Here is a 25766-nt window from a genome sequence, read left to right as displayed (position 1 = left end):
GCCGGGATTGCTCGAACAACAGCAGGTTTCGGTGCCGGTCACGCGCGACTTGTGACCGGCGGGCGTCTGGTGATGGCTCGGCACCGCTCGGCGGCGGCTACCGTCGGGCGCGGTCGCCGCTCGACAGACCGGCATCGTCATCGCGCACCGGTCGGCACAGGATCGAAATCTGCTGCCACAGTAGACAGTTCGAGCCTGCCGTGCGCGTCGAGGCGGATCGCCGTGCTGTGTCGTTGCTCCTCGACGGTGCCCGGAAATTCCGACCGGGTGTGGCAGCCGCGACTCTCGAGGCGCGCCGCCGCGGCGCGCAGCAGGGCTCGTGCGGTCAGGGTCAGCGCCGCATCCTCGATGTGGTGCAGATGGTCCGACCCGACCCGCGCCGGATCCTGCTCCGCGCCGGCACTCGTCGGGAAATCGCCGACGACCGGATCGGGCACCGGCACCAGCGACATCGCCGCATCGATCCGTGTGCGCGCCGCCGCCAGACCCGCGCCGTCGCGAACCACCGAGGCGTGCTCGGTCATCGCGTGTTGCACCACCGCCCGGTCCGCGAATTCCAGTGTCCACGGCGCGATCTCGTCGACCCGAGCACACACCCCGAGTCGTTCGGCCGCCGCGACACCGGCGCGCTCGCCGACGACGAGCCCCTCGAGCAGGCTGTTGGAAGCCAACCGATTGGCACCGTGCAGCCCGGTGCGCGCGACCTCGCCCGCCGCGTAGAGACCGGGCACCTCGGTCCGGCCATGGGTATCGGTGAGCACGCCACCGCACTGATAGTGCGCGGCGGGTGCGACCGGGATCAGCTGCGCGCCGGGATCGATTCCCGCGGCCAGGCAGGACGCGGTGATCGTCGGGAACCGCTGGGCGAAACCGTCGAGACGGCGGGCATCGAGGAACACGTGGTCGGTCCCCAGCGCCCGCATCCGCTCGGCGATCGCCCGCGACACCACATCACGCGGCGCCAGGTCACCTCGGGGATGGACACCGGCGGTCACCGGATGACCCTCGGAGTCGACGAGTATCGCGCCCTCACCGCGGACCGCCTCGCTGATCAGCGGCCGACGACCCACTCCGCCCGGCGTATAGAGCACCGTCGGGTGGAACTGCACGAACTCGAGGTCGGCCACCGCGGCACCGGCCCACAGTGCCAGTGCCACCCCGTCGCCGGTCGCGCCGGGCGGATTCGTGCTCAGCGCGTAGAGCTGGCCGAGGCCACCGGTCGCGAGCAGCACCGCCGGCGTGTGCACCACACCGAACCCGTTGTCCGACACGCAGACAACGCCGCACACGCCGTCGGGCCCGGTCACCACGCGCAGCGCCGCGGCCCCGAACAGCACCGGCAGTCCGGCCGCGTTGAGTGCCCGCTGCACCTCCGCCCCGGTGGCGTCGCCGCCGGCGTGGATGATCCGGCGGGTGCTGTGCCCGCCTTCACGGGTGCGCGAGATCTGTCCGTCGCGTCCCAGATCGAACACCGCGCCGAGGTCGGTCAGCGCGGCGACCGCGGCCTGGCCACCCTCGACGATCGAGTGCACCGCGCTCTCCGCGCACAGCCCGGCTCCGGCCTCGACCGTGTCGTGCACATGCGAATCGACCGAATCGCCCTGCGGCGCGACGACAGCGATGCCGCCCTGCGCGTACTGGGTGGAGGTATCGGTCGGGCCGCCCTTGCTCAGGGTCAGCACCCGCAGCCCGCGCAGCGACGCGGTGCGGGCCGCGGTCAGCCCCGCGACGCCGCCGCCGATCACCACCAGGTCGGCCTCGGCCTCCCAGGAAACCGGAACCGTCATCGTCGTTACCCGCTCGACCCCGTGGTGGCGCTCACTCGCCACCACCGGAATTTCCGATGGCGATCATGCGCTGCACCGAGGCCCGACCGGCCTCGGCCATCGCCAGGTCGACATGGACCTCGTCGGCGCCTTCGACCAGGCAGCGCAGCAGCGCGGCCGGGGTGATCATCTTCATGTACTTGCAGGACGCGCGATCGTTGACGGCCTGGAAGTCGATCCCGGGCGCCGCCTTGCGCAGCTGGTGCAGCATGCCGACCTCGGTCGCCACCAGCACCTGGGTGGAGCGCGAGGCCTTCGCCGCGTCGATCATCCCGCCGGTCGACAGGATGTGTACCCGCTCGGCCGGGAACGCGCCCTCGCCGGCCAGGTACAGCGCCGAGGTGGCGCAACCGCACTCCGGGTGCACGAACAGTTCGGCATCCGGGTGGGTGCGGGCCTGCTCGGTGAGTTCGTCGCCGTTGATGCCAGCGTGCACGTGGCACTCACCGGCCCAGATGTGCATGTTCTCGCGTCCGGTCTCGCGCTTGACGTGCGCGCCGAGGAACTGGTCGGGCAGGAACAACACCTCGCGGTCGGGATCGATCGAGTCGACCACGTCGACGGCGTTGGAGGAGGTGCAGCAGATGTCGGTGAGTGCCTTCACCTCGGCGGTGGTGTTCACATAGGACACCACCATCGCGTCGGGGTGTTCGGCCTTCCACGCGCGCAGTTCCTCGGCGGAGATCGAGTCGGCCAGCGAGCAGCCCGCGCGCTGGTCGGGGATGAGCACGGTCTTGGCCGGGCTGAGGATCTTGGCGGTCTCGGCCATGAAGTGCACGCCGCAGAACACGATGGTGTCCTCTTCGGCCTCGGCCGCGATGCGCGACAGTGCCAGCGAGTCGCCCACGTGGTCGGCCACGTCCTGGATCTCGGGCAGCTGATAGTTGTGCGCGAGGATGGTCGCATTGCGTTCGCGCGCCAGGCGGCGCACCTCCTGCGCCCATTCCGGCGTCGCCTCGACACCCGCGTAGCCCGTGGGTCCGTCGAACACCGAACCCATCAGCGTCTGCTGTGCAGTCGTCGTCGCCATGGTGGCTCCCTTCCTCGTGCGAGCGGCTCCGTCGCCGCGATTCGCACCAAACCAGGTTTTCGACTTATAATCGAAAACGTGCCCCATAGTAACACCATCCACGAAACGCTCACCGCGGTGTTCCAGGTTCGCCGCTTCCCCGACAGTGTTTACGCAGGTAGAGGCGCCAAGCATCCCGAACTGGCGGTTCTGCTGTGGGAACGTGCGCTAGACCCGCAGAAGGGCACGTGGTCGCTGCCGGGGGGTCGCCTCCGTGACGACGAAGACCTCGACACCTCGGCCGGTCGCCAGCTCGCCGAGAAAGTCGACGTGCGAGAACTGGCCCATCTCGAGCAGTTGTCGGTGTTCAGCAACCCTGATCGAGTCCCCGGGCCCCGCCGCATCGCCTCGGCCTATCTCGGCCTGGTGCCCCTGACCACCGAGCCCGAACTCCCGTCCGACACCACCTGGCACCCGGTGTCGAACCTGCCCGACATGTCCTTCGACCACCGGACCGTCGTCGACCACGCCCGCACTCGCCTGGCCGCCAAACTCTCCTACACCAATATCGCCTACGCCCTGGCCCCCGACACGTTCACCATGTCGACCCTGCGCGAAATCTATTGCGCCGCACTCGGCTACGACGTCGACACCACCAACCTCCAACGAGTCCTCACCCGCCGCAAGGTGATCACCCCCACCGGGGCCACCGCTCCCTCCGGGCGAGCGGGGGGCCGCCCCGCGGCTCTCTACCGTTTCACCGACTCCGGCCTGCGGGTCACCGACGAATTCGCCGCCCTCCGTCCGCCGGCTTGAGCGCGAACGGCGCGAGCCTCGCACCCGACGGGTCGGGGTTGCGAGGCTCGTGACGGTCGGGACGCGGGCGAGATTCAGGCTCTGGTCGGCAGCAATTCGGCGACAAGGGCTTCGACGCGGGACTTGATCTCGTCGCGGATCGGACGGACTGCCTCCACGCCTTTGCCCGCGGGATCCTCGAGGACCCAGTCGCGGTAGCTCACGCCGGGGAATGCTGGGCAGGTGTCGCCGCAGCCCATGGTGATGACGACGTCGGAGGTTTCCACGGCGTCGTAGGTGAGGATCTTCGGGGTCTGGTCGGCGATGTCGATACCGAGTTCGGCCATCGCCGCGACCGCGGACGGGTTGATCGTCGCCGCGGGTGCGCTGCCCGCGGACCGGACCTCGATCGCGTCACCGGCGAGGTGGGTGAGGAATCCGGCGGCCATCTGCGATCGTCCGGCGTTGTGGACGCAGACGAACAGCACACTGGGTTTGGTGGTCATGGGGGGCGATGCCTTTCAGCTGGCCGGGAGGTCGAGGTCGGCCAGAAGGTGCCGAACGCGGGCGGTGATGTCGTCGCGGACCAGGCGCATTCGTTCGATGCCGTCGATGCCGCGGTCGGAGGGTTCGTCGGTGTCCCAGTTGATGATTCGCACGCCCTCGATCGGTGCGATACGGACTTCGCGGCCGAGGGTGACGACCAGGTCGACGTCGCGCAGGAGTGCGGGGTCGATCGGTTTGGGGATCTCGGCGCGGATGTCGACGCCGACTTCGAGCAGCGATTGCGCCGACAGGGTATTGACCGAGGTGCCTGGTTCGGTTCCGGCGGAATGGATTTCGACCCGGTCACCGGCGACGGCGCGCATCAGGCCCGCGGCCATCTGGGATTTGCCGCCGTTCTTGACACAGACGAACAGCACAGAAGGCGTGGTCATCGCCGCGTCACCCCCTCGTCGACGGACGAAGTCGAGGCGGGCTCGAACCGTTTGCGCAGCGCCAGGGAGACATAGACCAGCCCGACCAGTACGGGGACTTCGATGAGCGGGCCGACGACACCGGCGAGTGCTTGGCCGGACGTGACACCGTAGGTGGCGATCGCTACGGCGATGGCCAGTTCGAAATTGTTGCCCGCGGCGGTGAAGGCGAGGGTGGTGGTGCGTTCGTAGCCGAGACCGATGGCCGCGCCCATCGCGTAGCCGCCGCCCCACATGATCGCGAAGTAGGCCAGCAGCGGGATGGCGATGCGGACCACGTCGAGCGGGTGGGAAGTGATCTGCTCGCCTTGCAGGGCGAACAGGATCACGATGGTGAACAGCAGGCCGTAGAGCGCCCAGGGCCCGAGCTTGGGCAGGAATGTCGATTCGTACCATTCACGCCCCTTGGCGCGTTCGCCGAGGCGCCGGGTCAAGAATCCGGCCAGCAGGGGAAAGCCGAGGAAGATCAGAACCGATTTCGCGATCTGCCAGGGGGAAACGTCGATGGTGGTCTGTTCGAGGCCGAGCCAGCCGGGCAGGATCGACAGGTAGAACCAGCCGAGCACGGCGAACATGAAGACCTGGAAAACCGAGTTCAAGGCGACCAGTACCGCGGCGGCTTCGCGATCGCCGCAGGCCAGGTCGTTCCAGATGATGACCATGGCGATGCAGCGGGCCAGGCCCACGATGATCAGGCCGGTGCGGTATTCGGGCAGATCGGGAAGCAGCAGCCAGGCCAGGGCGAACATCAGCGCGGGTCCGAGGATCCAGTTCAACACCAGGGAGCTGATCAGGAGTTTGCGGTCGCCGGTGACGGAGTCGAGGCGGTCGTAGCGAACTTTGGCCAGGACCGGATACATCATGATCAGTAGCCCGATGGCGATCGGCAGGGAGATGCCGTCGATCTCGACCGCGCTCACCGCGTCGCCGAGGCCGGGGATCATTCGCCCGAGCAACAGTCCGGCGGCCATCGCCACGCCGATCCAGACGGGAAGGAAACGGTCGAGCGTCGACAATTTGCCCACGACGGCGGGTTGGTCGGTCGTGGTACTCATGTGCTCACCGCTCCTGCCTCGACCGCGAGCACATCCGACAACCGCGCCAGCGCGTGCGGGACGACCCGGTAGTACACCCAGGAGGCGCGGCGCTCACTGGTCAGCAAACCGGCTTCGCGCAGCACTTTCAGGTGGTGGGAAATGGTCGGCTGGGTGACGTCGATCCCCGTCGACAGGTCGCACACGCACGCCTCGCCGTCGGCGCGGGACGCGATCGCCGAGAGCAGCCGCAACCGAACCGGGTCGGCGAGGGCCTTGAACAGCACGGCCAGCTCGGCGGCGGTCTCACCGGTCATCGGTGGGCGGGTGCGGGGCGTGGCCTCACACGGGGGTGAGGCCACACTCAGCGGCAGATCTTGGTTCGACATATGTCGATATTGACCGATGTCTAATCAAGAAGGCAAGCGAACACCGAGTGAACTCGCTCGCTCGCGGTCAGCCGCAGCAGCTCGCTCCCGAGGCGACGGCCTTCGTCTTGGCCTCGGTGGCGCAGCAGGCGCCCTCGGCCTCGGCGTCGGCGGCGGTGCCGCAGCACACGTCGAGCGCCTCGGCGTCGGTGCGGCCGAGTTCGGGTGCGGTGCCGAAGGTTTCGCTGTCGGACAGCACCGTGTAGACCTCCCATCGCTCGGCGCCCGGCCCGGTCACCCACACCTTGTCCTGGGTGGCGAAGCAACACGTGGTTGCGATCTGCTCCTCGGTGAACAGGCCGGCCTCGGAGAGTCGGGCGATCTCGCCGTGTACCTGCTCGGAGGATTCGACCTCGACTCCGAGGTGGTTGATGGAGCCGCCCTGGCCCGCGTTCTCGATCAGCACGAGCTTGAGCGGGGGCTCGGTGATCGCGAAATTGGCGTAGCCGGGCTTGCGCTTGGCCGGTTCGGTATCGAACAGGGTGGAGTAGAACCGCACGGCGGTGTCGAGGTCGTCGACGTTGAGGGCCAGCTGGATACGAGACATGATCGAACCTCCACTTGTGTGACATATATCGAAGAACTTGTGTTGCTGAGTCTGCTCACCTTTTCGACATATGTCAATACCGCGGGTAGGGTTGATTTCATGCCCAAGGCGCTACCCCTGATCGACATGTCCGCCCCTGTCTGCTGTGCACCCGTCGCGGCGGGGCCCGTCGACGATGCCGCCGCGCTGGAGGTGGCGCTACGCCTCAAGGCGATCGCCGACCCGGCCAGGGTCAAGTTGCTGTCGTTGCTGCTGACCAGCCCGCTCGGCGAGGAGAACGGTGGCGACCTGGCCGCCGCGGTCGGCCTGGGCGAGTCCACGGTTTCTCATCATCTGGGCCAGCTGCGCAAAGCGGGCCTGGTGACGTCGCAGCGGCGCGGGATGAACACGATCCACCGTGCCCGCCGCGACGCGCTGTCGGCGCTGTGTACGGTGCTCGACCCCAACTGCTGCACCTGATCGACGCCTTCGTCGACCAGGCGCAGCGGCATCTAGGCTTCGTCGGTGACCGTGCTGCGCTCGATCCTGCTGTTCGTCCTGGCCGCGATCGCCGAGATCGGCGGGGCCTGGCTGGTCTGGCAGGGAGTACGGGAGCATCGTGGCTGGGCGTGGATCGGTGCCGGTGTGATCGCCCTCGGCGTGTATGGCTTCGTCGCCACGTTGCAGCCCGACGCGAATTTCGGGCGGATCCTCGCCGCCTACGGTGGGGTGTTCGTCGCCGGGTCTCTGCTGTGGGGCATGGCTCTGGACGGGTTTCGCCCCGATCGATGGGACGTGATCGGGGCCATCATCTGCCTCGTCGGCGTCGCGGTCATCATGTACGCGCCGCGCCCTGCCTGACCCTCGCTCCGGGCGGTCGGCCCGCTCAGGCGGTGAGTTCGCGTTGTAGGGGTGTGCGGAATCGGGGGATGGCTCGTACCTCGCCGAACCATGTTGTGGTGCGTGCTTTTTCGGCGTCGATGAGTTTCTCGGTGTCGGCGCCCACGTCTTCGAGCAGTCGGGTGACCACCTCGCCGTCGGGGCGCTGGGCCCAGCCGCCCACGATGCGGCCGTCGGCCCAGATGGAGGGGCCGATATTGCCGTTGGTGTCGAAGAGGGCGGGGGCGTGGGGGCCGAGGAACCAGTCGCGGGATTGCCAGCCCATGGGGGTGGGGTCGAGGGCGGGGAGCAGGGCTGCCCAGGGTTCGGGGGTGGGCACGGGCGCGAGATCGTCGGCGAGGATCAGACCGGGGGTGCCGTCGAGGTCCACCTCGACTGTGTCCAGTACTGCCAAGGCTTTTCGGACTTCGCCCAGGGTCCAGCCGGTCCACCATTTCAGGTCCGTGATCGGTGCCGGGCCGAAGGTGTGCAACCACTGTCGCACCAGCTCCACCCTGGCAGCCTCCGCGGGCAGCGGTGCGAAACCCTGGGGCAGCCAGGTTTCCACGGGTGCCCAGGTGTACTGGCTGCTGGTCCAGCTGCCGTTCGGGCGGCCGCGCACGATGCGGCCCTCGGCGCCGAGCACGACGAGCACCCAGGTGGTGATGCTGGTCGGTTTGGAGTAGGACTTTCCGGGGGCGGTGTCGATCTGGGTGCGCAGGCGCGGCACCTCTTTGCTCAACTGGACACCGGTCGCCGCGCCACGGGCCAGCAGCGCCGCATGGGTCTCGGCTTCGACCTCGGCGAGCCAACTCCCGATGTCACCGTCGACCACGCCCGCCTGCTCGATATAGCGCCCGTAGGTACGGCGCTGCTTGTGCGCCAGCGCATCGCACGTAGAAGCCTGCAACACCGCGAGCAACTCGACCGGCGCGACGAACATGGTGCGCCGCATGGCGAGCATGCGGATCAGGGTGCGGTCGTCGTAGAGCGCCTTCTCGACATCGGCCGGCGTGAGATCGATGCCGCGAGCACCGACCGAGACGAACACTGTCGCCGGATCGGTGGCGTGCAGAACCACCATCGAACGAGCGATGTCGACAGGGTCGTTCGCGCGGGCCGACGGCGCGAGCCGATGCCTGATCGCCAGGCGGGCGCGACGCTGTGCGGTATCGATCGAGAGCATGAGCGGATCGTAGGCGGGGGCACCGACAACCGTGCGAGGCCCGAGCCGGACCGCGATGGTGAAGGCGAGCTACTTTCGCGGTGATGACGCGGCGCGACCGCCGAGTCCGTCGAGGAAGGCGGCGGCCTCGCGATGTGAGCCCACCCGGACGAAGCTGAGATCAGCGAATATCGGGTCTGCCTGTGCTGCAAGGTAACTCGCCCGATTGTTTGCGTGGGTCGTCCAAGCCCACATGATCACCGACCGCGCCGGGTCGAGCGAGATCATCTCGCGCCAGCGTTCCCGGTTGCCGTTCCACAGCTCGCGCCCGGTCAGCGCGCGGCCCACCGTTCGGCCGATGATCTGTCGCATCACCCGCCATCGGGGCAGGTCGAACCAGACCACGGTGTCGGCGCGCTGCCACACCAGGTCGCCTAGCTTGTTCCGGTAGTTACCGTCGACGACCCAGGCATCCTGCGCGATTCGCTCGGCGACGGCGGCCTGGAAATCAGGTGCGGACATCGGTGTCCAGTTCGGTTGATGGTGGATCGCGTCCAGTTCGATGTGCGGGATATCGAGCCGGTGAGAGATGCGGCGGGCCAGCGTGCTCTTGCCCGAGCCCGATGTCCCCACCACAACGATTCGTCGCGTCGCGTCCACTACCTCATTGTCCACGGCCGTTCCGACAGCGCTCGGGCGCCGATCGGTGGCTACTCGCAGTCGTGGGACCGAGAACGGGGGAGTGGGTGTCGAGGTAGGCGACTCGCAGCTGTGCGTAGTGTCCATTTTGTACAGACTGTGCGGTGGTCGATTTCGTCACCGGGTGTGAATCTCGTTGCTATCGTCCGCTCATGAGCGCAGCGCCACCGGTTGTCACCGCGGCTGAGCTGGGGGTGGACGATGAGGAGCGGCCCGCTCGGGTGCTGTCCGGATTCCCGCGTCGGCTGGTCGGTGTTGTCGCGCTCGGGCTCGCGTTGTTGTCGGTGTGGCAGGTGTTTCGGCCGTTGGCGCAGGGTAGCCAGTACTACCTCGTCATCTTTCTGGCTGTCGCGCTACCGCTGGTGTATCTGAGCTATCGGTCGTGGTGGGGTCCGCTCGATCGGGCCGACGGGCCCTCGGTGCTCGACTGGGTGTTGGCCGTGGTCACGGTGGTGGTGTGCCTGTATCCGGTGTTGCCGTTTCGGATCGGTGACGCGGGTGGGGGATACGACGCGTTTCTCGACCGGCAGGGAATGCTGGCACCGCTCGATGTCGTCATGGGCGGGTTGCTGTTGGTGCTCGTGCTCGAGGCGTGCAGGCGGACCACCGGGGTGATCTTGCCGGTGGTGTGCCTGGTGTTCCTCGGGTACGGGTACTACGGCGGTCTGTTGCCGCAGGATTGGCAGATCGCCCACGCGGGGCTCGATGTCGATCAGATCGTCGACGCTCTGTACAACTCCGGCAGCGGCTTCTACGGCACACCGCTCGACGTGGCCGCCAGCTACATCGTGTTGTTCACGCTGTACGGGGCGGTGCTCGAATTCTCCGGCGCGGCGAGGTTCTTCGTCGATCTGTCGGTGTCGCTGTTTCGTCGATCGCACAGCGCGGCAGGGCGTACGGCGGTGGCGTCGGGGTTTCTGCTCGGGACCGTGTCGGGATCGGGAACCGCGACCGCGGTGAGCACCGGCGCGGTGACCTGGCCGATTCTGCGCAAGGCGGGCTATCGGCCCGAACAGGCGGGCGGAATGCTCGCCGCGGCGGGCGTCGGTGCGATTCTGTCACCGCCCACGCTGGGCGTCGCGGCGTTCATCGTCGCCGAATACCTCAACGTGTCGTATGTGACGGTGCTCGGCTGGGCACTCATCCCGACGCTGCTGTACTACCTCGGCATCCTGCTGTCGGTCGAGATCGACGCACGCCGGATTCACGCCGAAGGGCGAACCCCCGCGGATCCGGCCGACGGTCCGCTGCCCACGCCGTGGTGGAAACTGCTGGGGCGCTTCGGATACCACTTCTCGTCACTGATCGTGATCGTGGTGCTCCTGCTGGCCGGAATGAGCGCGACCCGCGCGGTCGTCTACGCGACACTGCTCGCGCTGCTGCTCGCGATCCCGGACCGGATCCTGCGAGGCACCTCGCCGGCCGAGGACCGCATCGGTCCGGCGACTACGGCCACCGACCTCACGAAACCGCCGACCGCACCGGAATCGGCCGCGCTCGCAGTCGATTCCCCGGTCTCGGAAACGAGTGGGCAGCGCTGGTCACGACAGAGTTCGGTTCGGTTCGCGATCGAGGCACTGCGCGCGCTGTCGTACGGCATGCGCTCGGCGCTACCCGTGGTCGCGGTGTGTGCCGCCGCGGGCGTGATCACCGCGATGACCACCAAGACCGGTCTCGGTGCGCAACTGGCCGCGCTGCTGGTGAAGGCGGGTTCGGCACTGTCGGACAATCCCGCCGTCGTCTTGGCGACCACCGCGGTGCTGGCGGCGATCGCGTTGTCGCTGCTCGGCCTCGCGGTCCCGGTGACCGCGTCGTTCGTCATCGGCTGGGTGATCATCGGGCCCGCGCTGCTCGACCTGCACGTCGCCGCACCCGCCGCCGCCATGTTCGTCTTCTACTTCTCGGTGCTCTCGGAGGTGACGCCGCCGACCGCGCTGGCCGCCGTCGGCGCGGCCGCGGTGACCGGCGCGAAGGCCATGCCGACGATGTGGCACGCCCTGCGCTACGCGCTGCCCGCGTTCCTGGTGCCACTGATGTTCGTGCTCACCGATTCCGGGCAGCACCTGCTCGGGCGCGGGGCGGTGCTGGACGTGCTGTGGGTCAGCGCGGCGGCCTGTGTGGGTGTCGCGGCGCTGGCGGCGGCCACCGGCGGCTGGCTGTTCGGGATCGGTGCGATCGGGCCGATCGCGCGCGCGATCGCCGCCGCCGCGGGTCTGACATTGCTGTACCCGAACCCGGTCGCCACCGGGATCGGACTCGGGTTGCTGGTCGTCGCGGCGGTGGCGGGTCTCGTCGACCGGGCGAACAGAACATCCACGGACACACCGTGATCCGTGGGAATCGGCAGGCGGCTCGGCCGTCGACGGAAGGGGACCTCATGGTCAGAACAATTGTCGCGGTGGTCGCGGCCGCCGCGTTGCTCACCGGCTGCGGTGGCAGGCAGGACACCCCGACGGCCGACGCGGGTGGCGAGGTGAGCTGTGAAGTGAAGCAGGACACCAGGATCGGTATCGCCACCGGCAATGCCACCGGCGTGTACTTCGCGCTGGGCAACGCCTACGCCGAGCAGATCTCCTCCGCCACCGGTGGCACCGTGAAGGCGACCGCGGCCGAGACCGGCGCCTCGGTGCAGAACATCCAGCAGGTCGTCGGCGGCACCTATCAGGTCGGTTTCTCGCTCGCCGACTCCGCGGCCGACGCGGTCGCGGGCAAGGGCAGTTTCACCAGCGCGCAGCCGATTCGCGCACTGGCGCGGCTCTACGACAACTACACCCAGGTCATCGTGCGCACCGACGCCGGCATCAACTCCCTCGCCGATCTACGCGGCAAACGGGTCTCCACCGGCTCGCCCAAATCCGGCACCGAGGTGATCGCCCAGCGAGTGCTGCAGGCCGCGGGCCTCGACCCCGACAGCGACGTCTCCGGCCAACGCCTGGACCTGACCAAGACCGTCGACGGGCTCAAGGACGGTTCCATCGACGCCATGTTCTGGTCCGGGGGCCTGCCGACGCCCGGCATCACCGACCTGTTCACCACCGCCGGGGACAAGGTGCGCTTCCTCGACATCACCGGAGTGCTGCCGAAACTGAAGGAGATCAACCCGGTCTACGAGACGGGTTCGATCCCGGCCGCCACCTACGGATTGCCCGCCGACGCGCCGACCATCGTGGTGCCCAACCTGCTCGTCGTCCGCGACGACCTCGACGCGAACCTGGCCTGCGTGCTCACCGAGACGCTGCTGGAACGCAAACCCCAACTCGAACAGGCGAATCCGGCCGCCAAGGGGATCGACGCCGACACCGCGAGCGCGACGGCCCCGGTGCAGTTGCATCGTGGCTCGGAGGTCGCGCTGCGCTGAGGACACCTCGAACGGAGCCGTGCCGACACTCGGGTGCCGCCGGGCCTCGCATCCCCCACGGATGCGAGGCCCGTGTCGGGTCGGCGAAGGAACGCGCGACGATGTGCTGGACCGCCGTCGGTGGGTGCCGGACAATCGCGGCATGAAGCGGGTCGGGGTCGTCGTGGCGGTGTGCGCGTTGCTGTTCGTGGTGTCGGGCGCCCTCGGACCCGCCGTGCGAGCGCAACCGCCGTGCGCTCCCGGTGTCGACCTGCGCCAGGTCGCGATCACCGTGGACGGTGAGCGGGCGACCGGGCGCGTGTACGAGCCGTATCGCTGCGTCCCCGGCGACAGCCCGGCCGCGAAGTTGGTGGTCGCGGTGCACGGACACGGTGGTTCGTCGGCCGATTTCGCGCCGTACATGTCCGCGCTCGCGCTGACCGGTGGGTCGCCGATCCTGCTGATGGATCTGCGCAGCGCCGACGGGCCGTGGCGTACCGGGGACTGGAATCTGTGGGCGGGTTGGCGCGATCTCGTGGCCGCGACCCAGTGGTATCGCGGCGAGCATCCCACCATCGAGTCCACGGTCCTGTGGGGGTGGAGCCAGGGCGGCGTCACCAGCGGCCTCGCGGTGGCGCACGGTCCGCCCGGGCTGTTCGACTACTGGGTCGACAATTACGGTCCCGCCGACGATTTCACCATGTGGGCGGCCGGCGGGTCGGTGAACCCTGCCCTGCCCCGCCAGATCGAACGGGACGCGGGCGGCTGCACACCGATGATCTGCCCACTCGCCTACGTCGAGCGCTCGCCCGCGTTGCTCGCCGACCGGATGTCGATGCGCAGGGCCTTCTTGATCCACGGCACCGCCGACACGGTGGTGCCCTTCGCGACCAGCGTGGAATTGCGTGCCGCGCTGACCGCGGCGGGCAAACCGTTCTCCTTCTACACCGTGGTCAGCGGGCGCGATCTCACCGGCGCGGTCGTGGCCGGTGATCACTCGGTCGGGCCCGCGCTGTTCGAGGGCGGGTGTGTGGTGTTGCGGCTGCTCGCGGGGACCGAGCCGCTGGCACCGCAGGTCAGTGACTATGTCGTCGACGTCGAGCACGGCTTGGTCACCGCACCGGCGGCCCCCGCGGGCGCGAAGTGCGCGGCCTGAGCGGGGGAACAACGTCCGCGGTACCGAGGTTGTGCGACACAGACACCGACCGGAACGAGGATGCGATGACCGACGAAGTGCCCGACGATCACGGCTGGCAGGGTGGCGAGCTCGATCTGGACGCCTATCTGGCGCGGATCGGTTACGACGGGCCACGCACGGCGTCGGTCGACACCCTGCGCGCCCTGGTGCGCGCCCACACGACCACGATCCCTTTCGAGAATCTCGAGATCATCCTCGGCCGCGGTATCGCGCTGGACCTGAAAACCCTGCAGGACAAGCTGTTGCGGCAACGACGCGGCGGATACTGCTACGAGAACGTCGGCGTCTTCGCCGCCGCGCTCGAACGGCTCGGATTCGGTGTCACCGGGCTCAGCGGCCGGGTCACCTACGGAGCGGCCGCCACCGGCGCGCTCCGGCCCGCGACCCACGCCCTGCTGCGCGTGACCACCCCCGACGACGATCGCGTCTGGATCTGCGACGTCGGGTTCGGCTTCGGGCCGCTGGAGCCGTTCGAACTGGTCGACAGCGGCGGCGAATTCACGCTCGGTGCCTGGCGTTATCGGCTGGAGCGCGGGGCCGAGGGCCTGTGGGTGTTGTACCAGTTCGGCGGCGCCGGCTGGATCGACCGCTATACCTTCACCGAGAACCCGCAGTTCCGCATCGACTACGCGGTCGGCAACCACTTCGTGTCCACCTCGCCACGCTCGCCGTTCACCACGCGCCCCTTCCTCCAGCGGTTCCTGCCCGACGTCCACCATGTGCTCGACGACCTGACCCTGAGCGCGGAATATCCCGACGGCACCGCCACCTCGCGTGACATCGACCCCACCGAGCTGACCGAGATACTGGCCGAGGTGTTCGACATCGACCTCGCCGGAACCGACGCCGCCACCCTCGCGACCACTCCCTGGCGAGCGCGATAGCACCCTCCCCCCACGGCATGCCGGTTTGCTTCCTGGGTGTCGCTACGGCAAATTGATGGTTACTTGCCAGGAAACTTTTTCTTTGTGGGGGCAGATTCTGTGGGGTCGTTGGTGCCGAAGATCCGGACCGCATCGCCGTTGGTGGCGGGTGCGGCGGTCGGGGGCACCGTCGCACGGCGTCAGGATCTGGACGGACTGCGCGGGATAGCGATCGCGCTCGTGGTGGCGTTCCACGTGTGGGCGGGTCGCGTATCCGGCGGTGTCGACGTTTTTCTGGTGCTGTCGGGATTCTTCTTCACCGGCGCGGTGGTGCGCGGGGTGGAGCGGCGCGGCGGGGTGTCGGTGCGGGAGACCGCGCGACGGACCGTGCGCAGGTTGATGCCGTCGTTGGTCGTGGTGTTGGCGGCGATTCTGCTCGCCACGGTGGTGTTGCGCCCGTATACGCAGCTGGGCGAGGCCGCCGCGCAGACGTTGGCCTCGATGTTCTACGGCCAGAACTGGTATCTGGCCACCGCCGAGCTCGACTATCTCTCACCCGATCCGTCGGTGAGCCCGATGCAGCATCTGTGGTCGATGTCGGTACAGGGGCAGTTCTACCTGGCGATCCTGGTGCTGCTGGCGGGGTGGGCCTGGTTGCGCAGGCGCGGTTCGGCCGGGCGCCTCACTTTGGTGTTCGTGCTGGCCGGGCTGGGGTTGCTCTCGTTCTGGTACGCGGCATCGGGCACCGGGCAGCATCAGGCATGGACCTACTACGACAGCCTCGCGCGCGGCTGGGAGCTGCTGGCCGGTGCGATTCTGGCTGTCGCTGCCCCGTGGTCGCGGATACCGACCCGGCTGCGCGCGGCGGCGGCGGCGATCGGGCTGGCCATGGTGCTGTCGTGCGGGCCGCTGTTCGACGGCGCGAGTCAGTTCCCCGGTGTCGCGGCGCTCTGGCCGGTGGCAGCGGCCTGCCTGGTGATCGCGTCGGGGTTCGGGGGCAGCGCGCAGGCGTGGCCGAATCGGCTGCTGGCCGGACGGGTGTGCACCGAACTCGGCACGTTGGCCTACCCGCTGTATCTGTGGCACTGGCCGATCCTGATCTTCTATCTGGGTGAGACCGGGCGCGCGAACGCGGGGGTCGTCGACGGGCTGGTGGTGATCGGCACCTCGCTGGTGCTGGCCTACGCGACCACCCGCCTCATCGAGACACCCCTGCGGATGCCGCCTCGCGGCCGGCGGGTGGAGAACCGGCCGGTGACCGGGGCGCTGGTCACCGGCACGGCTGTCGCGGTGCTGATCGCCTCGTTGGGTTGGCAGGTGGTGTTGGTGGCCAACCCGGCCGCGCCGCCGCAGGCACTGGACACCCACCGCTATCCGGGCGCCGCGGCCCTGCTCTCCGGCGCCGAGTTCGCAACGGAACCCATGCGCCCCACCGTCTTCGAAGGGCAGGCCGACACTCCGCCGCCGACCACCGACGGCTGCATCACCCCCAATCGCGAAGTCCGCGTCTGTACCTACGGCGACCCCACCGCCACCCGCTCGATCGCGCTGGTCGGCGGCTCGCACTCCGAGCACTGGCTGCCCGCGTTGGAACCGCTCGCCGTCGAACACGGCTTCCGGGTGGTCTCCTATCTCAAGGAAGGGTGCCCGGTGGTCCTCGCCGATCAGCCGTCCTACGCTGAGTGGCCGTTTCCCGAATGCCACGAATGGTCCGTCGAGGTGCTCGACCGGCTCTCCGCCGAACCACCGAACTGGGTGCTGACCCTGTCCACCCGCTACCGCATGAACGGGGTGGGCGACGAGGTGCCCGCCGAATACCTCGAGGTGTGGACGGCGATGCAGGACCGAGGGTTCAATGTGCTCGCGCTGCGTGACACGCCGCGGCTGCGTCGCGACGGTGTCCTCTACCGCGCCACCGATTGCCTCGCCCACCGCGGCGACCCCGACAGCTGCGGGCTCGATCGCGCCGACGCCCTCGACGCGCGCGATCCCGCCGCGGAACCGGCGGCCGGGTATCCCAATGTCCATCCGCTCGATCTGTCCGACGCCGTCTGCCGACCGCAGCGCTGCCGGGTGGTGGAGGGCAATGTGCTCATCTATCGCGACGAACACCATCTGACCGCCAGCTACGCCCGCTCGCTCGCTCCCGAACTCGGTCGCCAGATCGGGGCGATCACGGGTTGGTGGTAGCGAGCGGACTCCGTACCGCTGCCACAACAACCCCACCGGCCCCACCGATCCGGCTACCCTCGGACCCGTGCGCACCCCACGGAAGGCTCCGGTCCTGCTCGTCGCGCTCGCTGTGTTGCCACTGGCCTGCTCATCCGGACCCGATCAACCCCAGACCGTCGCCGAATCCTTCGCCGCCGCGCTGACCAGCGCGGACGCGGCTGCGGCCGCCGCGCTCACCGACGCACCCGAGCGGGCTCTGCCGGTCCTGACCGCGCTGTTCGACAACCTGGGCAAGAACGACACGGTGCGGGTGTCGGCCACCGACGACACCTCCTTCACGCTGGAATCCACCTGGAAATTCGGCCCCGAGGGCCGCAACGCGTGGACCTACACCACCACCGGAACCACCACCGGCGCCGACGACTGGAAAATCGCCTGGCAGCCGACCACGGTCGCGCCCGGCCTCGACCTCGGCCCGCTCGCCTACAGCCCGGTCGCCGCCGAACCGGCGCGAGTGCTCGACGCCTCGGGGGGTGACCTGATGACCCAGCAAACGGTCACGCTGGTGAACGTGGCCCCCGATGCCGACCTGCCCGCCGTCGCGGCGCTGCTCGCGCCGCAGGGGGTCACCGTGGCCACCTTGCAGGCCGATCTCGCTGCGGCACAGGGCAAACCGATCACCGCCGTAGCCCTGCGCGATGTCGACATCGCGCCCGTGCAGCAGGGGTTGACCGGCGTGCGCGGAGTCACGCTCGCCCCGCAGACCCGGCTGCTCACCGTCGACAAGACCCTCGCCGGACCCACCCTCGCCGGGCTGGCCGAGGTCTGGCAGGAGCAGGCCGACGCCGCCGCGGGCTGGGCGATCCGCGCGCAGACCCCCGACGGCACCCAGCGCATCGCCGGACCGGACGCGAAACCGACCGCCGACATCGCCGGCACGCTCGACATCGACCTACAGCACGCCGCGGAGGACGCGCTCACCCCGATCGCGACCCCGGCCGCCATCGTCGCCCTGCGGCCATCGACCGGCGAGGTACTGGCCCTCGCCCAGAACGCGCCCGCCGACGCCCAGGGTCCGATCGCGCTGACCGGGCTCTACCCGCCGGGGTCCACGTTCAAGACCGTCACGGTCTCGGCGGCACTGCAGGCGGGCGGCCTCACCCCCGACACCGTGCTGCCGTGTCCGGGCCGCGCCACCATCGAGGGCCGCACGATTCCCAACGACAACGGCTTCGACCTGGGTATGGTGCCCCTGCACACCGCGTTCGCACGCTCGTGCAACACCACGATGGCCGAACTGGGAGTGAAATTGCCTGCCGACGGACTCACCGCGGCCGCCCAGCAGTTGGGTCTCGGAGTCGACTATGTGACACCCGGCTTGACGACTGTCACAGGGAAGGTTCCACTCGCGCAAACTCCGGCGCAGCGGGTCGAATCGAGCATCGGACAGGGCACGGTGACCGCCTCGCCGTTCGGGATGGCGCTCGTCGCGGCCTCCCTCGCGCACGGCTCCGCGCCCGCTCCGAGCATCATCCGCGGCCGTCCCGGCACCCCGGATCGGCCGTCGGCGCCGGTGCCCGCGGAGGTGACGTCGCAGCTGAAGACCATGATGGGGGAGACGGTGACCGCGGGCACGGCCACCGCGCTGCGCGATATTCCCGGCCTGCTCGGCAAGACCGGCACCGCCGAGTACCTCGACGACACCCACGCCCACGGATGGTTCGTCGGCATCGACGGTGACCTGGCGTTCGCGGTGTTCGTCGCGGACGCCGGAAGCTCCGGACCGGCGGTCGAGGCAGCGGGACGGATGCTACGTGTGACACCATGAGTCGTCTTTCCCTCCGCAGGCGAGCAATCCCCCCGCTGCCGCACGCGGTCATCACCCAGCCAGCTACACTCGTCGGCGGACCATATCCATGGTCAATACGCGGGATGTCACAATTTCGAGAAGGTTCGGAGTAGGCGCCATCGATACCGGTCAGAAGATCGCGGAGCATTACCGCCTGGTCGAGCGTATTGGTAGCGGCGGCACAGGCGTTGTATGGCGTGCTGTCGACGAACGCCTCCAACGCTCCGTGGCAGTGAAGCAGATCCACATCAAACCCAGCTTGCCCGAGGGTGAGCGGGATGTGTTGCGTCAGCGTGCCATTCGGGAAGCCCGCAACGCGGCGCGCTTCCAGCATCCCAACGCCATCGTGGTATTCGACATCACCGAGCACAACGGTGATCCGTGCCTGGTGATGGAGTACCTGAAGTCGGTCAGCCTCGCGGGTGAGCTGGGCCAGAAGGGCCCGCTGCCGCTGCTCGAGGTCGCCCGCATCGGTGAGATGGTCGCGTCCTCGTTGATCGCCGCCCACCAGGCCGGTTTGGTGCACCGCGACGTGAAACCGGGCAATATCCTGCTCGGTGACCACGGTGAGGTGAAAATCACCGACTTCGGCATCTCCCGCGCGGCCGGTGACGTCACGCTCACCGAGACCGGGCTGATCTGCGGCACCGCCGCGTACCTGGCTCCCGAGGTCGCGCGCGGCTCCGACCCGACGCCCGCCGCCGACGTATTCGCCCTGGGCGCAACGCTTTTCCACGCGCTGGAAGGCGAGCCGCCCTACGGCGCCAACTCCAATCCGCTCGCGGTGCTCTACGCCGCCGCCAACGGGCAGGTGCGCGAGCCTCACAACGCGGGCCCGGCCACCGATTTCCTGCTCGACCTGCTCAGCCCGGACCCCCTCGACCGCCCGACGATGACCGAGGCGCGCGAAGCGCTGGCTCATTTCGCCGAGGACGAGAACGCGGTGCCGGCCGGATTCGTTCCTGCCAGTGAGGCTTTCGGTCGCCGCAACTCCTCGGCGACCACCCAGGTGATCCGGCAGTCCGGCGGCCGGACCTCCCATGCGGGCGCGTCCACCGCCACGACCCGCCAGATTCGCTCGAATCCGCGTCCGCAGGTCCGTCAGGACACCGCCGCGCATCCGCGCACCCAGGCCCACCCCATGCCCGCCCCGCGCAAGCAGGCGGGCAAGGGCCGCGCGGTGCTGATCGGGTCCGGCGTCGGCGCGGTGGTCGCGGCCATCGCCGTCACCATCAGTGCGCTGAGCAGCTCCGATTCGGATTCGCCGTCGGTGCAGGCGAGCCCGCTCACCTCGGCGCAGTCCTCGGCGGCCCCCACGCCCAGCGTGACTGTGCCCCCGCTCGGGCAGGCCACCAATGTGGGCACCGTCGACATCGGATCGGCCGGTCTGCTGGTCGAGAACTTCTTCAGCAACCCCGCCGGTTCCTGGTCGCTGCTGACCCCCGCCGCACAGCAGGTCTACGGCAGTGAGGCCGCGTTCCGCGAATACTGGGACGCCCGCACCGTCAACAACTTCGCCAGCATCACCGCCGTGAGCGGCAACAACGCCGACGGCTCCACGAACATGCGCCTGGCCAGCATCACCATCGACGGCTCCACCAAGGCCATGGTCATGCGTGTGGTGAACTCCGGGGGCAGTCTGCGCATCGACGGAGACACCCGCTAGCTGGTGCGTGCGACGGATCCGCCGGTCGGGTCCGTCGCTTCGGCGGGATGTGCTGGAAAAGCGATGGCGGTCGACCATTAGGCTGGTAACCGACCTGAGCCCCAGCACAGAACAGGACCGTACCCCGATATGACTTCCCGCATCGAGCTCGCCCGCGTCGATCTGCGCGGTCGTACTCCCTCCGCTGCCGAGCTGCGCACCGCGCTGCCGCGCGGAGGGGTCGACGTCGACTCGGTGCTGCATCATGTGCGGCCGGTCGTCGAGGACATCCGCGACCGGGGTGCCGCGGCGGCGCTGGACTACAGCGAGAAGTTCGACGGTGTGCGGCCTGCCGTGGTGCGGGTGCCCGTCGCCGAGCTGACCAGAGCTCTCGCCGAGTTGGACCCGGCCGTGCGCGCCGCGCTCGAGGTGGCGATCGAGCGCACCAGGAAGGTGCACGCCGATCAGCGGCGCACCGACACGGTGACCGAGGTCGTTCCCGGCGGAACCGTGACCGAGAAGTGGCTACCGGTGGAGCGGGTCGGGCTGTATGTGCCCGGCGGCAACGCGGTGTATCCGTCCTCGGTCGTGATGAACGTGGTCCCGGCGCAGGCCGCCGGCGTCGAGTCGTTGGTGGTGGCCTCGCCGCCGCAGGCGCAGTTCGATGGGCTGCCGCACCCGACGATCATGGCGGCCGCCGCGTTGCTCGGCGTCGACGAGGTGTGGGCGGTCGGTGGCGCGCAGGCGGTGGCACTGCTGTCCTACGGCGGCACCGATACCGATGGCGGCGCGCTCGAACCGGTCGACCTCATCACCGGACCGGGCAATATCTACGTCACCGCGGCCAAGCGGCTGTGCCGGGGGCTGGTCGGTATCGATGCCGAGGCAGGTCCCACCGAGATCGCGGTGCTGGCGGACGCCACGGCCGATCCGGTGCACGTCGCCGCCGACCTGATCAGCCAGGCCGAGCACGATGTGCTCGCCGCGAGCGTTCTCGTCACCGATTCCGTGCCGCTGGCCGATGCGGTCGACGCCGCGCTGAACGCGCAGCTCGCCGTGGTCAAGCACAACGATCGAGTGCGGGAAGCGTTGAGCGGCAAGCAGTCCGGGATCGTGCTCGTCGACGACATCGCGCAGGGTCTGCGGGTGGTCGACGCCTATGCCGCCGAGCACCTCGAGATCCAGACCACCGATGCCGCGGCGGTCGCCGCCCGGGTGCGCAGTGCGGGTGCGATCTTCGTCGGGCCGTGGGCGCCCGTGAGCTTGGGCGACTACTGCGCGGGCTCGAACCACGTACTGCCGACCGCGGGTTGCGCACGGCACTCCTCGGGGTTGAGCGTGCAGACGTTCCTGCGCGGCATCCACATCGTGGAGTACACCGAGGCGGCGTTGAAGGATGTCGCCGGACATGTTGTGGCACTGGCGAACGCGGAGGACCTGCCCGCACACGGTCAGGCTGTGCAGGCGCGGTTCGAGGCGCTGTCGTGAGCACTCCCACCGTGCCCGGTGCCTCGGCGACGCTGGATCAGCTGCCGCTGCGTGAGAACCTGCGTGGCAAGTCTCCCTACGGCGCACCCCAGTTGACGGTGCCGGTGCAGCTCAATACCAACGAGAACCCGCACCCACCTAGCAAGGCGCTGATCGACGATGTCGCCGAATCGGTGCGCGCCGCCGCCGCTGACCTGCACCGCTACCCGGATCGTGATGCCGTCGCACTGCGCCACGACCTGGCCGAGTATCTGACCCGCCAGACCGGCGTCGCCGTCGACACCGCGAATGTGTGGGCGGCCAACGGGTCCAACGAGATTCTGCAACAGCTGTTGCAGGCGTTCGGCGGTCCGGGGCGCAGCGCGCTGGGCTTCGTGCCGTCGTACTCGATGCACCCGATCATCTCCGAGGGCATCGACACCGAATGGGTCGAGGCGCAGCGCAGCGGTGACTTCTCGCTCGACATCGACTACGCGGTGGCCCAGATCGTCGAACGCCGGCCCGATGTGGTGTTCGTGACCAGCCCCAACAACCCGACCGGGCACAGCATCGCGATCGACGAGCTCGAGCGGATACTCGAGGTCGCGCCCGGCATCGTCGTCGTGGACGAGGCGTACGGCGAGTTCTCGGCGACCCCCAGCGCGATCACGTTGATCGACCGGTTCCCGACCAAGCTGGTGGTCACCCGGACCATGAGCAAGGCGTTCGCCTTCGCGGGTGGGCGTCTGGGCTATCTGGCCGCCTCACCCGCGGTGATCGACGCGATTCTGTTGGTTCGCCTGCCGTATCACCTGTCGGTCGTCACCCAGGCCGCCGCGCGCGCGGCACTGCGCCACGCCGACGAAACCCTCGCCAGTGTCGCGGAATTGGCGGCCCAGCGTGATCGGGTCGCCGCCGCGCTGGTGTCGCTCGGTTTCGATGTGATCCCCAGCGACGCCAACTTCGTGCTGTTCGGCCGGTTCACCGACGCGGGCGGCGCATGGCAGCACTACCTCGACGCCGGCGTGCTGATCCGCGACGTGGGCATCCCCGGATATCTGCGCGCCACCATCGGCCTCGGCGCCGAGAACGACGAATTCCTGCGCGTGAGTCGCGATATCGCGGGCACCGACCTTACTCACTGAATCCACCTGTGGAGGAACACATCATGAGCAGAACAGCGCGGGTGGAACGCGTCACCAAAGAGTCCTCGATTCTGGTGGAGCTGAACCTCGACGGCACCGGGCAGACCGAGATCTCCACCGGGGTGCCGTTCTACGACCACATGCTGACCGCACTCGGCGCGCACGCCGGGTTCGACCTGGTCGTGCGGGCCGAAGGCGATATCGAGATCGAAGCCCACCACACGGTCGAGGACACCGCGATCGTGCTGGGCCAGGCGCTCGGGCAGGCGTTGGGCGACAAGAAGGGGATCTGCCGCTTCGGCGACGCGTTCATCCCGATGGACGAAACCCTCGCGCACGCAGCCGTCGACGTGTCGGGTCGGCCGTATTGCGTGTTCACCGGCGAGCCGGAGCACCTGGTGCACACCATCATTCCCAGCGCGGGCCCCGGCGCTTCGTACTCGACGGTGCTCAACAAGCACGTCTTCGAGTCGATCGCGCAGAACGCCCGGATCGCCCTGCATGTGCGGGTGCTCTACGGTCGCGACCAGCACCACATCACCGAGGCCGAATTCAAGGCTGTCGCACGGGCTTTGCGGGCCGCCGTCGAGATCGACCCCCGGGTCAGTGGTGTGCCGTCCACGAAGGGTGTGCTGTGAAGTCGGTTGTGCTGCTCGACTATGGTTCCGGCAACCTGCACTCCGCCGAGCGCGCGCTGGTGCGTGCGGGCGCCCAGGTGGAGGTCACCGCCGATCCCCAGGCCGCGTTGGCGGCCGACGGGCTCGTCGTTCCCGGCGTCGGCGCGTACGCCGCGTGCATGGCCGGGCTGCTGTCGGTGCGCGGTGACCGGATGATCGGCCAGCGCCTCGCGGGCGGTCGTCCCGTGCTCGGCATCTGCGTCGGCATGCAGATCATGTTCGACCGTGGCGTCGAGTTCGGTGTGGAGACCGAAGGGTGCGGTGAATGGCCCGGCACGGTCGCGGGCCTGGATGCCCCGGTCCTGCCGCACATGGGTTGGAACACGGTGAAAGCCCCCGCCGACAGCGCCCTGTTCGCCGGGATGGACGCCGACACCCGGTTCTACTTCGTCCACTCCTATGCCGCCCAGCAGTGGGAGCTGCCCGAGAACGAGCACATCGCAGCGCCGAAACTCACCTGGGCCGAGCACGGCGTGCCGTTCCTCGCCGCCGTCGAGAACGGCCCGCTGTCGGCTACCCAGTTCCACCCGGAGAAGTCCGGGGACGCGGGTGCTCAGTTGCTGCGCAACTGGATCGGGTCGCTCTGACGCAGCGCGGTACCACGCGGCCGACGGTGGGATTGCGCCACCACGGCTGACGTCCTCCTGCGGCAGGTCGGCTGTGGTGGTGTAGATCGGATGATCGAAAAAGATGGTCAGGGGTTGTCGAAGTGGGCTCGGTCGGCGGCTTCGGTGCCTGCGGTCCAGCCTTCGGCGCTGCGGATGGTGATGCCGCGGGAGCGCACTGTGGGGAAGTAGGTGTCGAAGGCTCGGTCTACTCGTTGCTGGTGGGAGGCCAGTGCCGGGAGCAGGTGGGTGGGGTCGGGGGAGTCGGCGATGGTGGCTTCGGCGGCTGTGGTCAGGAGTTCGCCGATTCTGGAGGCGTAGGCGGTGAGGAAGGCTTTGCGGTAGTGGCGGGAGCGGGATTCCTCGGTGGTGGCGTTGTCGATCATCGCTCGGGTTGCTTGGACGAGCAGCGAGGTGGCGAGGATCTCTACCGCGTCGAGGTCGGTCTCGTCGCCGACAACCGTGACGAAACCCCAGTCGGCTACGAAGATGGCGCGGGCGCGATTGGCTCTGATGACCATGTCGATCAGTAGGGCTTTGGCGTCGGTGTAGGGGGTTTCGAGCCATATTCTGCGGGCGGCCGGGAGCTCGGGGTCGGTGCGTCGGGCGTCGAGCAGGGCACGGTCGATGGCGTATTTGGTCATGAGTTCCTGCGCCTTGGCGGACAGGGTTTCCGCCTCCTCGGCGAAGGGGGTGGACTCGGCTTTGGCCAGCAGGCCGCGGACTCGACCAAGGGTCTTCTCGTCGACGTGGTGGTGGGGGATGGTGCGTGCGCCGGTGCCAGGGAGCGGGAGGATCTGCTCGAGCTTCGGGAGCTGGATGAGCAGGGCGAGGGCGCTCAGGGCCGTGGTGATGGCCTCCGCGGCGGTGAGCAGGGCACGATCGGCCCACTGTTCGACATGGGAGCGCTCGGATGTCCACCAGACCGCGGCGCGCAGCTCGTCCAGTTGCGCCTGCCAGATCTCGTCGACGGATTCAGCGGGGTAACCGGCGCGGTGTTCGGCCATCAGGTCGGTCAGGTAGCCGACCGCGAACTCGTCCACCCGCCGGCGCGCGGCCTCGTGGATGTCGGTGGGAAGCCAGCCGAACTCGAAGGCGCGGGCGATGATTCGCTGCCCGGCGGGCTGGATTCCGGGAGCCAACGGCGCACCCGCCACCTGTTCGACGAAGCGCTCGATCGCGTTCTTGTCGCCCTGGGCCGCGAGGAAGGCGACGGTCGCGATCGCGTCGGCGACCTGCGCCGGGTCGCCCGAGAGCGCGGCGTCGATCGGAAGGCCGGGAGCGGCCGCCGGTTTACGGCCCGTGCGACGTCGACGATTCTGCTTGGCCAAGGGAGCAGGGTCCTGTTCGTGGAAGTTGCTACTCGCGATGGAGACGGGCAGCGGAGCGAAGTTCGCGGCGTCCATTGTCGCGCATCGCACAGGCGGGGAGGCGGGGTGATGCCAACGGAGTCGCCGGTCGGCCGATCGC

The 25766-nt window shown here is 68.8% G+C and carries 24 protein-coding genes; 14 read left to right on the top strand and 10 right to left on the bottom strand.

From position 1 onward, the window contains the following. Positions 1-137: 137 nt before the first annotated feature. Positions 138-1787 carry an L-aspartate oxidase gene (locus tag ACFWUR_RS21170; RefSeq protein WP_378908998.1) on the bottom strand — a complete coding sequence of 550 codons (1650 nt, stop codon included), beginning with the start codon at positions 1785-1787 and terminating at the stop codon, positions 138-140. Positions 1788-1818: 31 nt separating this feature from the next. Beyond that, positions 1819-2856 (bottom strand): quinolinate synthase NadA, encoded by a 1038-nt coding sequence (nadA, locus tag ACFWUR_RS21165; RefSeq protein WP_378908996.1) that lies wholly within the window; start codon positions 2854-2856, stop codon positions 1819-1821. Positions 2857-2934: 78 nt separating this feature from the next. Here nadA and ACFWUR_RS21160 point away from each other — a divergent pair, with 78 nt between their 5' ends. Then, entirely contained in the window at positions 2935-3651 is a 717-nt protein-coding gene (locus tag ACFWUR_RS21160) for an NUDIX domain-containing protein (RefSeq protein ID WP_378908995.1), read from the top strand. A gap of 74 nt (positions 3652-3725) precedes the next feature. On the opposite strand, the gene ACFWUR_RS21155 is transcribed toward ACFWUR_RS21160, so the two are convergent. From ACFWUR_RS21155 to ACFWUR_RS21135, 5 genes are all read right to left on the bottom strand, one after another. Further along, on the bottom strand, positions 3726-4136 hold the full coding sequence (locus ACFWUR_RS21155; RefSeq protein WP_378908994.1) for an arsenate reductase ArsC: 411 nt from the start codon (positions 4134-4136) through the stop codon (positions 3726-3728). Positions 4137-4151: 15 nt separating this feature from the next. Continuing rightward, positions 4152-4568: a low molecular weight phosphatase family protein gene (locus ACFWUR_RS21150; protein WP_378908993.1), complete on the bottom strand. Its 417-nt coding sequence runs from the start codon at positions 4566-4568 to the stop codon at positions 4152-4154. Beyond that, the gene (gene arsB / locus ACFWUR_RS21145; RefSeq protein WP_378908992.1) at positions 4565-5662 is read right to left on the bottom strand and encodes an ACR3 family arsenite efflux transporter; all 1098 of its coding nucleotides are present in this window, start codon (positions 5660-5662) and stop codon (positions 4565-4567) included. Before arsB ends, ACFWUR_RS21150 begins: the two co-directional genes overlap by 4 nt. Further along, positions 5659-6030: an ArsR/SmtB family transcription factor gene (locus ACFWUR_RS21140; RefSeq protein ID WP_378908991.1), complete on the bottom strand. Its 372-nt coding sequence runs from the start codon at positions 6028-6030 to the stop codon at positions 5659-5661. The genes arsB and ACFWUR_RS21140 overlap by 4 nt, the downstream gene beginning before the upstream one ends. 67 nt (positions 6031-6097) lie before the next feature. Beyond that, entirely contained in the window at positions 6098-6616 is a 519-nt protein-coding gene (locus ACFWUR_RS21135) for an ArsI/CadI family heavy metal resistance metalloenzyme (protein WP_378908990.1), read from the bottom strand. Between the two features lie 99 nt (positions 6617-6715). Between ACFWUR_RS21135 and ACFWUR_RS21130 the strand changes: the two genes are divergently transcribed. Continuing rightward, positions 6716-7075 (top strand): Rv2640c family ArsR-like transcriptional regulator, encoded by a 360-nt coding sequence (locus ACFWUR_RS21130; protein WP_378908989.1) that lies wholly within the window; start codon positions 6716-6718, stop codon positions 7073-7075. Between the two features lie 45 nt (positions 7076-7120). Beyond that, positions 7121-7456, top strand: coding sequence for a YnfA family protein (locus ACFWUR_RS21125; RefSeq protein ID WP_378908988.1), 336 nt, complete (start codon positions 7121-7123; stop codon positions 7454-7456). A 25-nt stretch (positions 7457-7481) separates the two neighbouring features. Here the strand turns inward: ACFWUR_RS21125 and ACFWUR_RS21120 are convergent, their stop codons facing one another. Beyond that, complete coding sequence (locus tag ACFWUR_RS21120; RefSeq protein ID WP_378908986.1) at positions 7482-8660, bottom strand: winged helix DNA-binding domain-containing protein; 1179 nt, start codon at positions 8658-8660, stop codon at positions 7482-7484. A gap of 69 nt (positions 8661-8729) precedes the next feature. Then, on the bottom strand, positions 8730-9314 hold the full coding sequence (locus tag ACFWUR_RS21115; RefSeq protein ID WP_378908985.1) for a hypothetical protein: 585 nt from the start codon (positions 9312-9314) through the stop codon (positions 8730-8732). 176 nt (positions 9315-9490) lie between these two features. On the opposite strand from ACFWUR_RS21115, the gene ACFWUR_RS21110 reads away from it, so the two are divergent. The 11 genes from ACFWUR_RS21110 to hisH all read left to right on the top strand — a co-directional run bounded on the left by ACFWUR_RS21110 (position 9491) and on the right by hisH (position 24278). Continuing rightward, positions 9491-11668, top strand: coding sequence for a TRAP transporter permease (locus ACFWUR_RS21110; protein ID WP_378908984.1), 2178 nt, complete (start codon positions 9491-9493; stop codon positions 11666-11668). A 47-nt stretch (positions 11669-11715) separates the two neighbouring features. Then, complete coding sequence (locus ACFWUR_RS21105) at positions 11716-12696, top strand: TAXI family TRAP transporter solute-binding subunit (protein WP_378908982.1); 981 nt, start codon at positions 11716-11718, stop codon at positions 12694-12696. A gap of 142 nt (positions 12697-12838) precedes the next feature. Then, entirely contained in the window at positions 12839-13831 is a 993-nt protein-coding gene (locus tag ACFWUR_RS21100; protein ID WP_378908981.1) for an alpha/beta hydrolase family protein, read from the top strand. A gap of 65 nt (positions 13832-13896) precedes the next feature. Next, positions 13897-14757: an arylamine N-acetyltransferase gene (locus ACFWUR_RS21095; protein WP_378908980.1), complete on the top strand. Its 861-nt coding sequence runs from the start codon at positions 13897-13899 to the stop codon at positions 14755-14757. 120 nt (positions 14758-14877) lie between these two features. Further along, positions 14878-16926: an acyltransferase family protein gene (locus ACFWUR_RS21090; protein ID WP_378909030.1), complete on the top strand. Its 2049-nt coding sequence runs from the start codon at positions 14878-14880 to the stop codon at positions 16924-16926. Between the two features lie 67 nt (positions 16927-16993). Further along, complete coding sequence (locus ACFWUR_RS21085) at positions 16994-18736, top strand: penicillin-binding transpeptidase domain-containing protein (protein WP_378908978.1); 1743 nt, start codon at positions 16994-16996, stop codon at positions 18734-18736. Positions 18737-18824: 88 nt separating this feature from the next. Continuing rightward, positions 18825-20423, top strand: coding sequence for a serine/threonine-protein kinase (locus tag ACFWUR_RS21080; RefSeq protein ID WP_378908977.1), 1599 nt, complete (start codon positions 18825-18827; stop codon positions 20421-20423). A gap of 129 nt (positions 20424-20552) precedes the next feature. After that, on the top strand, positions 20553-21890 hold the full coding sequence (hisD, locus tag ACFWUR_RS21075; protein ID WP_378908976.1) for a histidinol dehydrogenase: 1338 nt from the start codon (positions 20553-20555) through the stop codon (positions 21888-21890). After that, a complete protein-coding gene (locus ACFWUR_RS21070; RefSeq protein WP_378908974.1) occupies positions 21887-23014 on the top strand; it encodes a histidinol-phosphate transaminase in 1128 nt (375 codons plus the stop codon). Before hisD ends, ACFWUR_RS21070 begins: the two co-directional genes overlap by 4 nt. 23 nt (positions 23015-23037) lie before the next feature. Beyond that, on the top strand, positions 23038-23652 hold the full coding sequence (gene hisB / locus ACFWUR_RS21065; protein ID WP_378908973.1) for an imidazoleglycerol-phosphate dehydratase HisB: 615 nt from the start codon (positions 23038-23040) through the stop codon (positions 23650-23652). Continuing rightward, positions 23649-24278, top strand: coding sequence for an imidazole glycerol phosphate synthase subunit HisH (hisH, locus tag ACFWUR_RS21060; RefSeq protein ID WP_378908971.1), 630 nt, complete (start codon positions 23649-23651; stop codon positions 24276-24278). The genes hisB and hisH overlap by 4 nt, the downstream gene beginning before the upstream one ends. A gap of 107 nt (positions 24279-24385) precedes the next feature. Here hisH and ACFWUR_RS21055 read toward each other — a convergent pair whose 3' ends face one another. Then, a complete protein-coding gene (locus ACFWUR_RS21055; RefSeq protein WP_378908969.1) occupies positions 24386-25702 on the bottom strand; it encodes a DUF2786 domain-containing protein in 1317 nt (438 codons plus the stop codon). Positions 25703-25766: the final 64 nt, after the last annotated feature.

The sequence above is a fragment of the Nocardia sp. NPDC058633 genome (assembly GCF_042717045.1).
Taxonomy (GTDB): Bacteria; Actinomycetota; Actinomycetes; order Mycobacteriales; family Mycobacteriaceae; genus Nocardia.
Note: the sequence above shows the minus strand (reverse complement) of the source record. Positions and strands in the feature narration are given on the sequence as shown.

Bases quoted from the DNA above. Each gene is read 5' to 3' on its own strand.
- ACFWUR_RS21120 (WP_378908986.1), bottom strand. From the start codon at position 8,660: ATGCTCTCGATCGATACCGCACAGCGTCGCGCCCGCCTGGCGATCAGG.
- ACFWUR_RS21170 (WP_378908998.1), bottom strand. From the start codon at position 1,787: ATGACGGTTCCGGTTTCCTGGGAGGCCGAGGCCGACCTGGTGGTGATC.
- ACFWUR_RS21150 (WP_378908993.1), bottom strand. From the start codon at position 4,568: ATGACCACGCCTTCTGTGCTGTTCGTCTGTGTCAAGAACGGCGGCAAA.
- ACFWUR_RS21135 (WP_378908990.1), bottom strand. From the start codon at position 6,616: ATGTCTCGTATCCAGCTGGCCCTCAACGTCGACGACCTCGACACCGCC.
- ACFWUR_RS21110 (WP_378908984.1), top strand. From the start codon at position 9,491: ATGAGCGCAGCGCCACCGGTTGTCACCGCGGCTGAGCTGGGGGTGGAC.
- hisB (WP_378908973.1), top strand. From the start codon at position 23,038: ATGAGCAGAACAGCGCGGGTGGAACGCGTCACCAAAGAGTCCTCGATT.
- arsB (WP_378908992.1), bottom strand. From the start codon at position 5,662: ATGAGTACCACGACCGACCAACCCGCCGTCGTGGGCAAATTGTCGACG.
- nadA (WP_378908996.1), bottom strand. From the start codon at position 2,856: ATGGCGACGACGACTGCACAGCAGACGCTGATGGGTTCGGTGTTCGAC.
- ACFWUR_RS21130 (WP_378908989.1), top strand. From the start codon at position 6,716: ATGCCCAAGGCGCTACCCCTGATCGACATGTCCGCCCCTGTCTGCTGT.
- ACFWUR_RS21100 (WP_378908981.1), top strand. From the start codon at position 12,839: ATGAAGCGGGTCGGGGTCGTCGTGGCGGTGTGCGCGTTGCTGTTCGTG.
- ACFWUR_RS21095 (WP_378908980.1), top strand. From the start codon at position 13,897: ATGACCGACGAAGTGCCCGACGATCACGGCTGGCAGGGTGGCGAGCTC.
- ACFWUR_RS21080 (WP_378908977.1), top strand. From the start codon at position 18,825: ATGGTCAATACGCGGGATGTCACAATTTCGAGAAGGTTCGGAGTAGGC.
- ACFWUR_RS21155 (WP_378908994.1), bottom strand. From the start codon at position 4,136: ATGACCACCAAACCCAGTGTGCTGTTCGTCTGCGTCCACAACGCCGGA.
- ACFWUR_RS21055 (WP_378908969.1), bottom strand. From the start codon at position 25,702: ATGGACGCCGCGAACTTCGCTCCGCTGCCCGTCTCCATCGCGAGTAGC.
- hisD (WP_378908976.1), top strand. From the start codon at position 20,553: ATGACTTCCCGCATCGAGCTCGCCCGCGTCGATCTGCGCGGTCGTACT.
- ACFWUR_RS21140 (WP_378908991.1), bottom strand. From the start codon at position 6,030: ATGTCGAACCAAGATCTGCCGCTGAGTGTGGCCTCACCCCCGTGTGAG.
- ACFWUR_RS21105 (WP_378908982.1), top strand. From the start codon at position 11,716: ATGGTCAGAACAATTGTCGCGGTGGTCGCGGCCGCCGCGTTGCTCACC.